This window comes from Micromonospora sp. WMMD812 (assembly GCF_027497215.1).
Lineage (GTDB): Bacteria > Actinomycetota > Actinomycetes > Mycobacteriales > Micromonosporaceae > Micromonospora.
In genome coordinates, this window is the sequence record NZ_CP114904.1 from 6269317 (window position 1) to 6283247 (window position 13931).

Consider the following 13931-nt stretch of genomic DNA (forward strand, 5'->3'; position numbering starts at 1 on the left):
GCGAGGAGACACGCGAGAGCACGTCCCCAAGGAGGGAACCGAGATGGCCGAGACACAGAAGGCCACCACGCGCCCGGCCGCCAGACGTACCACCGCGAAGAAGACCGCCGCGGCGGAGCGGAACACGGCAGCGAGCCGGACCACCCCCGCGCGGCGGGCCACCGGCACGGCCGCGAAGGCGCCGGCCAAGAAGGCGGCCGGCGGGGCGGGGCGCGCTCCGGCGAAGAAGACCACGGCCGCCAAGGCCCCCGCCAAGAAGGCGGCGACCCGGGCCTCGACCGCCGCCAAGAAGACCACCACGACCGCGAAGAAGGCGCCGGCCAAGTCCGCGGCCGCGGCGAAGAAGGCCGGCACAGGCGCCCGGAAGACGACCGCGGCCGCGAAGAAGACCACGACGGCCGCGAAGCGCACCACCACGTCGGCGGCGAAGAAGACCACGGCGGCGGCGCGGAAGACCACCGGGACCGCGAGGAAGACCGCCACGACCGCCGCGAAGAAGACGACGGGCGCCGCGAAGAAGGCGGCGGCGAAGAAGGCTCCCGCGAAGAAGACCACGGCGAAGAAGGCTCCCGCCAAGAAGACCACGGCGAAGAAGGCCCCGGCCAAGAGGACGACCGCCGCCACCCGCCCGACCGGCGCGGCCCGTACGACCGCCGCGGCCCGTACGACCGCGGCGAAGAAGGCGCCGGCCCGCAAGACGGCCGTCACCACCGCGCGGAAGACGGCGGCCACGAAGGCGCCGGCCCGCAAGACCGCCGCGCGGACCACCACCGCGCGCACCAGCCGGACCACCAGCCGGTAGGAGCCCGGACCGGCGCAGGACCAGGATCCCGACGGCCCGCCGCCCGCGGCTCGCCATCCGGTGGCCCGCTGCCGGTGGCTTGTCGTCCGGTGGCGCGCCGTCCGTGGTCCGTCATCTGGTGGCCCGTCATTCGACGGGTTGCCGCCCGGAGGCCGGCCGCCGGGGGCCTGCCGTCCCGTGGCCCGTCATCCGGTGGTCGCCGCCCGGAGGCCGGCCGCCGGGGGCCTGCCGTCCCATGGCCCGTCATCCGGTGATCGTCGCCCAGAGGCCGGCCGCCCAGAGGCCGGCCGCTGGCAGCCTGTCCGTTATCCGGTGGTCGCCGCCCGGAGGCCGGCCGGCCGCCGGGGGGGCCCCGCCACTCGGCGGACCCTGCCTCCCTCGATCGTCCGTGGTGGCCGAACGGGGCGGGGCGTCCGCCGCCGACGCCCCGGTTCCCCGGACCACGCTGACTCGCAGGCCGACGCGGCCGGGGGAGGCGGATCATCAGCCACGCTGTCAGGATGGACGCGTGGTCATCCGACGCGTCCTCGCGCCCCGCATCGACTTCGCCGCGCTCCGCCGCGAGCTGCGGTTGCCCGACGAGTTCCCGGTCTCGGCGCGGCACGAGGCGGACGCCGCGGCCGCGAACCCGCCGCGCCCGACCGTCGACCGCACCGACGTCCCGTTCGTCACCGTGGACCCGGCCGGCTCCCGCGACCTGGACCAGGCGATGCACCTCAGCCGCCGCCCCGCCGGCGGCTACCGCCTGCGGTACGCGATCGCCGACGTGGCCTCGCACGTCCGCCCCGGCGGCGCGCTGGAGCAGGAGACCTGGCGGCGTGGGCAGACGATCTACCTGCCGGACGGCAACGTGCCGCTGCACCCGGAGACCCTCAGCGAAGGCGCGGCGAGCCTGCTGCCCGACGTCGACCGCGCCGCGGTGGTCTGGACGATCGACCTGGACGCCGACGCCGCCACCGTCGCCGTCACCCTGGAACGTGCCCTGGTCCGCAGCCGGGCCAAGCTGGACTACGCCGGGGTCCAGGCCGACGCCGACGCCGGCCGACTGCCCGACCCGATCGCGTTGCTGCCCGAGATCGGCGGCCGGCTCACCGCCCGGGGCCTGAGCCGGGGTGCGATCAACCTGCCGTTGCCCGAGCAGGACGTGGAGGCCGACGGCGACGGCTGGCGGCTGGTGCTGCGCGGGCCTGTGCCGCTGGAGGAGCACAACGCGCAGATCTCGTTGCTCACCGGGATGGCCGCCGCCGACATCATGCTCGCCGGGCGGATCGGCTTGCTGCGGACGATGCCGCCGCCGAAGCCGGAGGCCGTACAGCGGTTGCGCGCCGCCGCCGCGCCGCTGGGCGTGCACTGGCCGGACGGCGCCGGCCCGGGTGAGGTGATCGCCGCGCTCGATCCCGCGCAGCCCCGGGCGGCGGCCTTCATCGATCAGGCGGCCGAGCTGATGCGCGGCGCCGCGTACACCGCCTTCGACGGCGCACTCCCCGAGCAGGCGCGGCACGGCGGGGTCGCCGCCGCGTACGCCCATGTCACGGCGCCGCTGCGCCGGCTCGCCGACAGGTACGCGACCGAGGTCTGCCTGGCCCTGCACGAGGGCCGACCGGTGCCCGACTGGGCGAGGGACGCGCTGGCCCGGCTGCCGGAGGTGATGGCCACGACGGACCGGACGGCGTCGGCAGCCACTCGCGGGGCCGTGGAGCTCACCGAGGCGGTGCTCCTCGCAGACCGGGTGGGGGAGACCTTCGACGCGGCGGTGCTGGACGTCGACGCGCCGCCGAACGGCCGGTCCCGTCCGCGCCCGCCGGGCGGCACGGTAGCCGTGGACGCCCCGCCGGTCCGTGCCCGCTGCCTCGGTGAACTGCCGCTCGGCGAACGGATCCGGGCGCGGCTGGTCACCGCCGACCCGACCGCGCGGACCGTGCTCTTCGAACGCGCCTGACACGGCCGGGCCGGAGGTTCCCGCCCGAACGCGCCTGATACGGCCGGGCCGGAGGTTCCCGCCCGGTGGGTACTGGTCGGGGGCCGAGCGGGGCAGCGGGCGATGTCACATCGGCCGGCACTGCTTCCGGCCCGCCGGATTTGCGAGGATGAGCCCATGGCATACGACGCGAGCACGCTGCCCGACGTGTCCGGGCTGACCGTCGGCATCATCGGCGGCACCGGTGACCAGGGACGGGGCCTCGCCTACCGGTTCGCCCGGGCCGGCCAGACCGTGCTGATCGGCTCCCGCTCGGCCGAGCGGGCCGCCCGGTCTGCCGAGGAGATCGCCGCACTGCCCGGCGTGCCCGCCGGCACGACCGTCGCCGGTGCGGACAACGACGAGGTTGCCCGGGCCAGCGACGTCGTCATCATCGCGGTGCCGTGGGATGGGCACGCCGACATCGTCGCCGCGCTCGCCGAACCGCTCGCTGGCAAGATCGTCATCGATTGCGTCAACCCGCTCGGGTTCGACAAGCAGGGGCCGTACGCGCTGGATGTCCCGGAGGGCAGCGCCGTGCAGCAGGCCGCCGCCCTGCTCCCCGACTCCCGGGTCTGCGCGGCGTTCAACCACGTCAGCGCCCCGTTGCTGGCCGACCCGGAGATCGACCGGATCGACCTGGACGTGCTGATCTGCACCGAGGACCGGGAACTGGTGAGTGTGGTCGGCGCGCTCGCCGCGCAGATCCCCGGCATGCGCGGCATCTACGCCGGCCGGCTGCGCAACGCCCACCAGATCGAGGCGTTCACCGCCAATCTCATCGCCATCAACAAGCGCTACAAGGCCCACGCCGGCATCCGCGTCACCGACCTCTGACGGCGGCGATCTAGGGGCGGATCGCCTGTCCCGCGTCACCGACCGCTGGCGCGTCCGCCGTCATCGGGGTCGATCTGGTGCGCAAGCCGGGTTGTGGGTGCGGGGCGCGGACCGCTGACGGTGACGACGTGGGGATGGGTGGCCTGTCTCGCGTCACCGACCGCTGGCGTGCCCGCCGTCATCGGGGTCGATCTGGTGCACAAGTCGGGTTGTGGGTGCGGGGCGCGGACCGCTGACGGTGACGACGTGGGGATGGGCGGCCTGTCCCGCGTCATCGTCCGCTGACGGCGGCGATGTGCGCGCGGGCCGCTTGTCCCGCTCTTGAGGGCGCGCTCGGCCTGCGACGGCATCGCGCGTCGCTGGTGCAGGCTCCAGCGCGGACGTTGTGCCGGCGCGGTCGGCGTCACGGTGGGCGTGGGCGGGCCGACGGTCTGCCGGCCGGCCGCGCGGGAGTCCGCATCATGGTGGCGGTCGTCAGGCTGGGCGGCATCGGCCGGGGAATCGGCCTCGTGCCGCCGTGCCGTGCGCGGTGCCCAGGATTGGTTCGGACGCGTTCCGGCGCGCCGGGGGTCAGTCGCCGCAGGTGGTTGCGGCGCGGTCGTTGCCGCGGGTCGAGCCAGACCGGCGGGACGAACTCGGGATGGCCGTCGCCGGCGAGCCGGACCTGCCAACCGTGGTGGTGCACCTGCCGGTGGTGGTGACGGCAGAGCAGCACCGCGTTGGCCAGGCTGGTGTCGCCCCCGTCGGACCAGTGACGCAGGTGGTGGCCCTCGCACCAGCGGGGCGGGCGGTCACAGCCCGGAAAGGCGCAGCCGCCGTCGCGTACGACAAGCGCGCGCCGCAGCGCCCCGGAGACGAGCCGGCGTTGCCGCCCCACGTCGAGCACCTGACCGGCACCGCCGAGCACGGCGGGCAGCAGCCCCGCGTCGCAGGCCAGTCGACGGACGGCCTCGGCCGTCAGCGCCAGGCCGGTGTCCAGGGTGCCCGAGCCGAGTTGCCGGGTGAGGCTGTCGTAGGACGTCGTGACGACGAGCTGTGCCGGTTCACCACCGTGATCGGGCAACTCGCCGGTGCGCAGGGCCAGCCGGCAGACGTCGCCGAGCGCGTCGTGCCGGCGCTGGCCGGGTGAGCGGGGATCGTCCGGCCCGGACGGCGCGGTCAACGGCTCGATGGCGGCGCGCAGCAGTGCCGCCGTCTCGGCGTCCAGGCTGCCGGTGAGCCGAAGGCGCCCGTCCCGCAGATCGGAGAGGGTGAGGTGGCGGTCGCGGGCCGCGCGCGTGGCCTCGGCCTCCAGGGCCCGACCGGCGGCGGCCTCGGCGACCTCCGGGGCGACGTGGTCGAGGACCCTGCTGCCCAGCTTGCGGAGCAGGCCGGGTTCGAACTCGCCCGCCCACTCCACGAGCAGGTCCACCGCCTTGTCGGCGGCGGTCGGGCCGGCTTCCGCCCGCACGGTCGCGGTGGTTTCGGCGATCACGCGGGCCTGCTCCGCGTCGACGCGGCCCTCGGCGAGGGCATCGCGAACGGCCGGTGGCCCGTCGTCGAGCGCGGCGGCGAGGTCGACCAGTCGGCGTGCGGCCGGCACCGTGAGCCGTAGCCGGTCGCGCAGCCAGACCGCGGTCGACGTCGCGCCTTGGGCGACCGCGAGGCCCCGCCCGTCGAACTCCCGGATCAGGGCCAGCTTGATCGCCGCCAGCCGTTGCTCCAGCCGGTGCGCGGTCTCGAGCGCTTCGACGAGCTGCTGCTCGGGCATGGCCCCGGCCGCCGCGTCGCGGCACGGCCAGATGGCCGTCTCGGCCCGCGCCAACTCGTCGATCACCCAGACAGAATGGAACAGGTGTACGACGTTCTCGGCCCCGTGCGGCCTCCGCCATCGGCGTCGAGTGAGGAAGGGTGATGTGCTCCCGGCCCGGCATCGGCCGCCCCTGCGACAGCCCGGTGCGTCCCGCCGCCGCTGCGGCCTGGTGCGGCCTTCGGTTGCGGCCTGCCGTTGCGGTAGCGGGTGGGTCCTGCGGTCGCGGCGGACCGGGTTCGGCCGGCGGCTGCGGTCGCCAGGTAGATCCCGCGCTCGCGGTAGCCGGGTCCGGCCTACGGCTACGTTGGCGGGGTCGCGGCCTGCGGTTGCGGCGGCCGGGTTGGTCCGCGACTGCGACAGCCCAGTTGGTGCCCCGTGCTGCGACAGCCCGGTGGTGGCCGCTGCGGCAGCCGGTGGAGCCTGCTCCTTCGGCTGCTCCGATGGGGCCTGTGCTTGCGGCGGCGGATTGGTCCGCGACTGCGACAGCCCAGTTGACGCCCCGTGCTGCGACAGCCCGGTGCTGCTTCCTGCTGCGGCAGCCCGGTGGTGGCCGCTGCCGCGGCCGGCGGAGCCTGCTCCTTCGGGCTGCTTAACTGTGGGGCCTGTGGTTGCGGCGGCCGCGTTTGGTCCGCGACTGCGACAGCACGGTGGTGCCCCGTGCTGCGACAGCCCGGTGGTGCCTCCTGCTGCGGCAGCCCGGTGGTGGCCGCTGCTGCCGCATGGTGGTGGCCGCTGCCGCGGCCGGTGGAGCCTGCTCCCTCGGGCTGCTCCGGTCGGGCCTGTGGTTGCGGTGGCGGGGTGGGGCCTGTGGTCGGTGGGGCCCGCGGTCGCGGTAGCCGGGTGCGGCCTGCCGCCGCGGTAGGTCGGCTGCGACCCCCCGTCGCGGTAGCCCGTTGCGGCCCGCCTGTCTGCGGCAGGCCGGCGCGGCGTTGGCGAACGGGCTGCTGGGGTCCCGGGCCGGGGCCCGGGACCCGTCGTTCGGGGCGTGCGTCGATGCTCCCAGCCGCGCTGCGCCGGGCCCCGGCGGCGACCGGCGGCGTTGCGGATTCGCCGGATACAGCGCCGGCATGCGGGCAAATCCGCGCCTTACCGGATCGCCGCCTGGACCCCGGCTCGCCTCGGCCAGGATCTCGACACGTGCCCTAGAAGGTGTGTTCGGCGGCGGGGAAGTCGCCGCCGCGGACCTCGTCGGCGAACCGGCGGGTCGCGTCGGTCAGGGTGCCGGCCAGGTCGGCGTAGCGTTTCACGAAGCGCGGCGTCTTGCCGCTCCGCAGGCCGGCCATGTCCTGCCAGACCAGGACCTGGGCGTCGGTGTCCGGGCCGGCGCCGATGCCCACGGTCGGGATGCGCAGCTCGTGGGTGATCCGCTTGGCAACCTCACCGGGCACCATCTCCAGCACCACCGCGAAGGCGCCCGCCTCGGCCACGGCCCGGGCGTCGGCGATCACCTCGTCGGCCGCGTCGCCCCGCCCCTGCACCCGGTAGCCGCCGATGGCGTGCTCGCTCTGCGGAGTGAAGCCGATGTGCGCCATCACCGGGATACCGGCGCCGGTGATCGCGGCGATCTGCGCGGCGCAGCGCCGCCCACCTTCCAGCTTCACCGCGTGGCAGCCGCCCTCCTTCATGAACCGCACCGCGGTACGCAGTGCCTGCGTTGGCCCCTCCTCGTACGACCCGAACGGCAGGTCGCCGACGATCAGCGCCTGTCGGGTCGCCCGGACCACGGCGCGTACCAGCGGAAGCAACTCCTCGGCGGTCACCGGGACGGTCGTCTCGTAGCCGAAGACGTTGTTCGCCGCCGAGTCGCCGACCAGCAGCACGGGGATCCCGGCCTGGTCGAAGATCGACGCCGTGTACTGATCGTACGAGGTGAGCATCGGCCACCGCTCGCCGCGCTCCTTGGCGGCGATCAGGTCGCGGGTGCGGACCCGCCGGGTCGCCGGCCCCCCGTAGAGGGCGGTCACCTCGGTCGGGGTGGACTCCGCCATGACTCTCTCCTTCCTCGAGGCCGCGTGCGCGGTCCCCGGGTTCCGCCGCGATCGTCGCACCGGACGACCGGGCGGCGGCAGGGCGAAGTGGAGGATTTCACTCCCCGACCCCGGCGCGCCGGCGACCGGACCGGCTCGCCCGGCGACCGGGACCAGCTCACCCGGCGACCGGACCGGCTCGCCCGGCGACCGGGATCAGCCCGGGGAGCCCCCCGACCCGCCAGCGATCGGGACCAGCCCGGGGAGACCACCGACCCACCGGCGATCGGGACCAGCCCGGGGAGCCTCCCGACCCGCCGGCGATCGGGACCGGCCCGAGAAGACCCGCCGACCCGCCCGCCGTCGGGGCCAACCCCGGGCCAGCCCGGGGAGGCCACCGACCGCCGGGAGAGAAGCCGCCGGTCAGACCTTCTCGCGCCAGCGGTTGGTGATCGGCAGCCGCCGGTCCCGGCCGAACGCCTTCATCGAGATCTTCGTGCCCGGCGCCGACTGCCGGCGCTTGTACTCGGCGGTATCCACCATCCGCAGCACCTTGTCGACCACCGCCGGGTCGTGGCCGGCCTCGACCAGGCCGTCGCGGCCGAGGTCCCCGTCGACGTAGCCGATCAGGATCGGGTCGAGCACGTCGTAGTCGGGCAGCGTGTCACTGTCGAGCTGGCCCGGGCTCAGCTCCGCGCTCGGCGGCTTGCCGATCGAGCTCTCCGGGATCGGGGCGGTCTCGCCCCGCCGGGCGGCGTCCGCGTTGCGCCACTTGGCCAGCCGCCAGATCAGCGTCTTCCAGACGTCCTTGACCGGGTTGAATCCGCCGACCGAGTCGCCGTAGAGCGTCGAGTAGCCCACCGCCAGCTCGCTCTTGTTGCCGGTGGTCAGGACCAGATGGCCCTCCTGGTTCGACAGCGCCATCAGGATCACCCCGCGGACGCGCGCCTGGAGGTTCTCCACCGTCACACCGGAGAGCGTCATGTTGGCCAGGAAGGTGTCCACCATCGGCTGGATCGGCTCGACCCGGTAGTCCAGTCCGGTCCGCTTGGCCAGGTCCGCCGCGTCCTCCCGGGAGTGCTCGGACGAGTGCTGGCTGGGCAGCGACACCCCGACCACCCGGTCGGGCCCGAGCGCGTCGACGGCCAGCGCGGCCACCACGGCGGAGTCGATGCCGCCGGAGAGGCCGAGCACGACCGACGGGAAGCGGTTCTTGCTGACGTAGTCGCGCAGGCCCAGCACGAGCGCCTGCCAGACCTCGGCCTCGTCGGCCACGGGCTCGATCAGCCCGCCGACCGCCGCCGGGCCGGCCGGCGCCGGAAGGCTCTCGCTGATGGTGCCGCGGTCCACTCGCAGGCCGTCGGCGATCTGGGCGTCGTCGCCGACGGGCTCCCCGGCGGCGGGCAGGTCCAGGTCGTGGACGAGCAGGTGCTCCACGAACTGGGGGGCCCGGGTGAGCAGCGTGCCGTCGGCCGCGACGATCATGGAGTCGCCCTCGAAGACCAGCTCGTCCTGGCCGCCGATCATGTTGACGTACGCGATGGCGGCGCCCGCCTCCGCGGCCCGCCGGCGGACCAGCGGCAGCCGGATGTCGTCCTTGTTCAGCTCGTACGGCGAGCCGTTGATGTTGACGACGAGCCCGACGCCGGCCTGCCGGGCGGCGGCGAACGGGCCGCCCGCCTGCCACAGGTCCTCGCAGATGGTCAGGGCCACGTCCACCCCGCCGATGCGGACGACGGTGAGCATGTCGCCCGGCACGAAGTAGCGGTCCTCGTCGAAGACGCCGTAGTTGGGCAGGTGGTGCTTGAAGTAGGTGGCCGCCACCGCGCCGCCGTGCAGCAGGGCGGCGGCGTTGCGGGCACCGCGCCCCGGTTCCGCGTCCGCGCTGACCTGCGGCGGGCCGTCCGCGTCGAGGTAGCCGACGACGACCGGCAGGTCGCCCAACCCGTCCGCGGCCAGGTCCGCGGCGAGCCGGTCCAGCGCCGCCCGGGACGCCGCCACGAAGGACCGGCGGAAGACCAGGTCCTCCACGGGATACCCGGTCAGCGCCATCTCGGGGAACAGGACGAGCTGGGCGCCGGCGTCCGCGGCCCGGCGGGTCCAGTCGCGGATCAGCTGCGCGTTGCCGGCGATGTCGCCGACGGTCGGGTTGACCTGGGAGAGGGCGAGACGCAGGGTGGGCATGCCCTCATCTTGCCCCAGCGCCGGGGGGGCGACATCTTCGGCGGGAGAGACCCCGGACACCCGGTCGCCGGGGTGCGGCCCACGGAGGCGGGACAGCGGGGGACGGGCCCCGGATGGTCGCGTAACGTCGGCGTAACCAGACCCGTGGAGACTGGTCGGTCAGGCCGCACCGGCCCGGCCGGGTGCCGGACAGAGTGTCACGAGGGGTGGAAGTGGACCGTCAGCAGGAGTTCGTCCTCCGTACGCTGGAAGAGCGGGACATCCGGTTCGTCCGGCTGTGGTTCACGGACGTGCTCGGCACGCTCAAGAGCGTCTCGGTGGCGCCCGCCGAGCTGGAGGCGGCGTTCGAGGAGGGCATCGGCTTCGACGGCTCGGCCATCGAGGGCTTCGCCCGGGTGTTCGAGTCCGACATGGTGGCCATGCCCGACCCCACCACCTTCCAGGTCTTCCCGTTCGAGGGCGGGGTCAGCGGCGAGAGCGCCCGGATGTTCTGCGACATCCTGCTCCCCGACGGCAGCCCGTCCTGGGCCGACCCGCGGCACGTGCTGCGCCGGGCGCTCTCCCGCGCCGCCGACAAGGGATTCACCTTCTACACCCACCCGGAGATCGAGTTCTTCCTGCTGGAGGACGGCCCGATGGACGGCTCGGTGCCGGCCCCGGTCGACACCGGCGGCTACTTCGAGCACACCACCCACGCGGTCGCGCGGGACTTCCGCCGTCAGGCGGTGCTGTCGCTGGAGCGGATCGGCATCTCGGTCGAGTTCAGCCACCACGAGGTGGCGCCCGGGCAGCAGGAGATCGACCTGCGGTACGCCGACGCGCTCACCACCGCGGACAACATCATGACCTTCCGGCACGTGGTCAAGGAGGTCGCGCTCTCCACCGGGGTGCAGGCCAGCTTCATGCCGAAGCCGTTCACCGACCAGCCGGGCAGTGGCATGCACACCCACCTGTCGCTGTTCGAGGGGGAGCGCAACGCCTTCCACGACGGCGGCGACCCGATGAAGCTCTCCAAGGTGGCGAAGTCCTTCATCGCCGGCCTGCTGGTGCACGCCCGGGAGTACACCGCGGTCACCAACCAGTGGGTCAACTCCTACAAGCGGCTCTTCCCCCTGGCGCTGCCGGACCGGATCACCGAGAGCCCGGCGTACGTCTGCTGGGGTCACCTCAACCGGTCCGCGCTGGTCCGGGTGCCCGCGTACGGCAAGCCGAACTCGGCCCGGGTCGAGGTCCGCTCGCCGGACTCGGCGGCCAACCCGTACCTGGCCTTCGCGGTGCTGCTCGGCGCCGGCCTCAAGGGCATCGAGGAGGGCTACGAGCTGCCGCCGGGGGCCGAGGACGACGTCTGGTCGCTGACCAGCGCCGAGCGCCGGGCGATGGGGTACGAGGCGCTGCCGGAGAACCTCGCCGAGGCGATCGACGTGATGGCCGGGTCCGAACTGGTCGCCGAGGTGCTGGGCGAGCACGTCTTCGACTTCTTCCTGCGCAACAAGCGGGCCGAGTGGGAGCAGTACCGCCGCGAGGTCACCCCGTACGAGCGGCAGCGCTACCTGTCCCTCTGAGCCCGGCGCCGCCCGCACTGCCGCCCGCACCCCGGGCGTATCCCTCCCCACCGGGGCGGGACACCACCTCCCGGTGCGGAGCGGTCACGCGCGGGGCTGCCGGGGTGGCGCGGGGCCGCTATCGTCTCGATCACCGCGCCGGCACCCCGCCGGGCGCAGGAGATCGGGAGGCAGTCGGTGCTGGAGGATCTGCTCAGCGGGGCCTGGCAGAGCGTCGTGTTCGGGGTCGTCGGGGTCGGCCTGTTGGCGGCCGGCTTCCTCCTGGTGGACCTGCTGACACCCGGCAAACTGCGGGACCTGATCTGGGTGCGGCGCAACGGGAACGCCGCCCTGCTGCTCACCGCCAACCAGCTCGGCATCGCCGCGATCGTCTTCACCGCGATCCTGACCAGCTACAGCGACTTCGCCAAGGGGCTGGCGTCCACGGTGCTCTTCGGCCTGCTCGGGCTGGCCATCATGGCGCTCGCCTTCTTCGTGCTGGATCTGCTCACCCCCGGCAAGCTGGGTGAGATCATCTGCGCCGACGAGCCGCACCCGGCGGCCCGGGTGAGCGCCGCCACCCACTTCGGCGCCGCGCTGATCGTCTGCGCCTGCATCGCCTAGCGCCGCCCGCCAGCCAGCCAGCCCGGCAGCCCGGCAGCCCGGCAGCCCGGCAGCCCGGCAGCCCGCCAGCCCGCCAGCCGCCGGTGTCCCGCCGGCGGCTGCCTACCTCGAGTCGGCGGTTCACGTCGTACCCCCGGCCTAGTTTGACGGCGTGAACCGGACCGACCGCCTCTACGCCCTGGTGGAGGAGCTGCGGGCGGTGTCGCCGCGCCCGCGCAGCGCCCGCTGGCTGGCCGCCCGCTTCGAGGTGAGCAGCCGCACCATCGAGCGCGACATCGGCGCGCTCCAGCAGACCGGGGTGCCGATCTGGGCCGAGCCGGGCCGCACCGGCGGTTACGTGCTCGACCGTGCCCGCACCCTGCCGCCGGTCAACCTGACCGCGGGCGAGGCGGTGGCGATGGCACTGGCGTTGCACCGGCTGCGCGGCACGCCGTTCGCCGCGGCGGCCGGCAGCGCGCTGCGCAAGCTGGTCGCCGTGATGCCGGCGGCCGACGTCGCGGAGGCGCACCGGCTCGCCGGCCGGGTGCACCTGATCGGCGACGGGCCGGTGACGCCCGTCCCGGCCCCCGTCGCCGACGCGGTCGCCGCGCGCCGGGTGCTGCGCATCCGCTACGCGGACCGCGGCGGCGCCGACTCGTCGCGCGACGTGGAGCCACTTGCCTACCTCGGCAACTCCCGACACTGGTACCTGCTGGCGTGGTGCCGGCTGCGCGGCGGCGTCCGCGCCTTCCGCGCCGATCGCATCCTCTCGGTCCACTCGCTGACCGAGACGGTCACCCGGGAGCTGCGCCCCGACGACCTCGACATCCCCCACGAGCGGGTGCGCCCGCTGAGCCTGGTCTGAGGTCTGGGCACGGCGGGCTCCGGAATCCACCTGAACCTTCCGGGAAACGCCGACAGCACGGTGTCGCCGGCGGGGCCGAGGCTGACTCCTGACGGCGCCGGCCGAGCGGCCGGCGCGTGACAACGGGAGGCCACGAATGACCATCAGCAACGCCGTCACCTGGTTCGAGATCGGTACGGAGCGGCCGGACGAGGCCCAACGGTTCTACGGGGACCTGTTCGGCTGGACCTTCAGCGAGGAGGGCGCCGGGGAGGCGTACCGGACGACCGAGGGCGGCGCCGGTGCGGGCATCGGCGGGGCGATCCGCGGCACCGGCGGGACCGGGCCGAACTACGCGATCTTCTACGTGCAGGTGGCCGACGTGGCGGAGACCTGCCGGCGGGCCGAGGCGGCCGGCGGCAAGGTGCTCGTGCCGGCGAAGACGAACGACAACGGGCTGAGCTTCGCGCACCTGCTTGACCCGGCCGGCAACCACGTCGGCGTCTTCACGCCCCCGGCCGGCTCCTGATCGACTCCAGGACGGCGACCCGGCGGTGTCCGGGACACGCCGATCCCGCCAGGTCGCCGCAGCGGAGTCGATCACGAAGCGGCCGACGCCGGGCGGCGCCCCGAGCGGCGTGGACCGACGCCGCTGCCCGCGCCGGCCGTGCCCCCGCCGCCTGCGGCGGGGGCCGTGACTCGGCCCGCGGCCGGCGCCGCGGGGGGCGGCCCCGCCCGACGGGTGGGCGGGGCCGCCGGCGGTCACTTGCCGGTCGGACCCTCGGGGCCGCCGTGACCGCCCCAGCCGCCGGGACGGCCGCCGCCGGATCCACCGGGGAGGACGCCGGCCTCGACCGCCTTGGTGATCGCGTCGGCCTGCTCCTGGGTGAGCTTGCCCTCCTTGACCGCCTGGTCCAGCCGCTCCTTGAGCTTGGCCTGCCGGTCCTCGGCGGACGGGCGCTCCGGCCGGTCGGCCTGGTGCTGCTCGCGCACCTTCTCGAGCGCGGCGGTCACCTTGTCGGTGGAGACGCCCAGCTCCTTGGCGAGCGCCTCGGCGAACTCCGCCTGCCGGTCGGCCCGCTGCTGCTGCCGGTCGCCGCTGTCGGTGGTGCTGGCGCTCGGCGTCGGGGTGTTCCCGTCGGCGGCGAACGCCATGGTCGGCGCCGCGATCCCCACGCCGAGTACGCCCGCGGTGGCCAGCCCGGCCAGCAGGTGCTTCTTCCTGATCGTGCGGGACATGCTGTCCTCCAGCTCGTCGGTTGGTGGTGCGATGACCTCACCGACAGTGACGAGGCCGGCTGGGCGGGGCCCGTGGTGAGCCTGTCAGCCAGCTGGAAATCCGACGCCCGGACCGGACGAACCGGTTGCATCGGCGCGGGGGGCCCGGCAGGGTTGGCCGGCGGC

The 13931-nt window shown here is 74.6% G+C and carries 11 protein-coding genes; 7 read left to right on the plus strand and 4 right to left on the minus strand.

The genetic code is table 11. The annotated features are described in order from the left end of the window. Nucleotides 1-43: 43 nt before the first annotated feature. From O7603_RS29095 to npdG, 3 genes are all read left to right on the plus strand, one after another. On the plus strand, nucleotides 44-802 hold the full coding sequence (locus O7603_RS29095) for a histone (protein ID WP_281572915.1): 759 nt from the start codon (nucleotides 44-46) through the stop codon (nucleotides 800-802). A 508-nt stretch (nucleotides 803-1310) separates the two neighbouring features. Continuing rightward, the gene (locus O7603_RS29100; protein WP_281572916.1) at nucleotides 1311-2741 is read left to right on the plus strand and encodes an RNB domain-containing ribonuclease; all 1431 of its coding nucleotides are present in this window, start codon (nucleotides 1311-1313) and stop codon (nucleotides 2739-2741) included. Between the two features lie 156 nt (nucleotides 2742-2897). Beyond that, a complete protein-coding gene (gene npdG / locus O7603_RS29105) occupies nucleotides 2898-3596 on the plus strand; it encodes an NADPH-dependent F420 reductase (RefSeq protein WP_281572917.1) in 699 nt (232 codons plus the stop codon). Between the two features lie 403 nt (nucleotides 3597-3999). Here the strand turns inward: npdG and O7603_RS29110 are convergent, their stop codons facing one another. The 3 genes from O7603_RS29110 to O7603_RS29120 form a co-directional block, all read right to left on the minus strand. Beyond that, the gene (locus O7603_RS29110) at nucleotides 4000-5412 is read right to left on the minus strand and encodes an HNH endonuclease signature motif containing protein (protein WP_281572918.1); all 1413 of its coding nucleotides are present in this window, start codon (nucleotides 5410-5412) and stop codon (nucleotides 4000-4002) included. A 1118-nt stretch (nucleotides 5413-6530) separates the two neighbouring features. Further along, the gene (panB, locus tag O7603_RS29115; protein ID WP_281572919.1) at nucleotides 6531-7376 is read right to left on the minus strand and encodes a 3-methyl-2-oxobutanoate hydroxymethyltransferase; all 846 of its coding nucleotides are present in this window, start codon (nucleotides 7374-7376) and stop codon (nucleotides 6531-6533) included. Between the two features lie 402 nt (nucleotides 7377-7778). Continuing rightward, nucleotides 7779-9539: an NAD+ synthase gene (locus O7603_RS29120; RefSeq protein WP_281572920.1), complete on the minus strand. Its 1761-nt coding sequence runs from the start codon at nucleotides 9537-9539 to the stop codon at nucleotides 7779-7781. Nucleotides 9540-9751: 212 nt separating this feature from the next. Here O7603_RS29120 and glnA point away from each other — a divergent pair, with 212 nt between their 5' ends. The 4 genes from glnA to O7603_RS29140 all read left to right on the plus strand — a co-directional run bounded on the left by glnA (nucleotide 9752) and on the right by O7603_RS29140 (nucleotide 13056). Further along, the gene (gene glnA, locus O7603_RS29125; protein ID WP_281572921.1) at nucleotides 9752-11101 is read left to right on the plus strand and encodes a type I glutamate--ammonia ligase; all 1350 of its coding nucleotides are present in this window, start codon (nucleotides 9752-9754) and stop codon (nucleotides 11099-11101) included. Between the two features lie 177 nt (nucleotides 11102-11278). Beyond that, entirely contained in the window at nucleotides 11279-11704 is a 426-nt protein-coding gene (locus O7603_RS29130) for a DUF350 domain-containing protein (RefSeq protein ID WP_281572922.1), read from the plus strand. A 151-nt stretch (nucleotides 11705-11855) separates the two neighbouring features. Beyond that, entirely contained in the window at nucleotides 11856-12548 is a 693-nt protein-coding gene (locus tag O7603_RS29135) for a WYL domain-containing protein (protein ID WP_281572923.1), read from the plus strand. Nucleotides 12549-12684: 136 nt separating this feature from the next. Next, a complete protein-coding gene (locus O7603_RS29140; RefSeq protein WP_281572924.1) occupies nucleotides 12685-13056 on the plus strand; it encodes a VOC family protein in 372 nt (123 codons plus the stop codon). Nucleotides 13057-13289: 233 nt separating this feature from the next. Here O7603_RS29140 and O7603_RS29145 read toward each other — a convergent pair whose 3' ends face one another. Next, nucleotides 13290-13766 (minus strand): hypothetical protein, encoded by a 477-nt coding sequence (locus tag O7603_RS29145; RefSeq protein WP_281572925.1) that lies wholly within the window; start codon nucleotides 13764-13766, stop codon nucleotides 13290-13292. Between the last annotated feature and the right edge of the window lie 165 nt (nucleotides 13767-13931).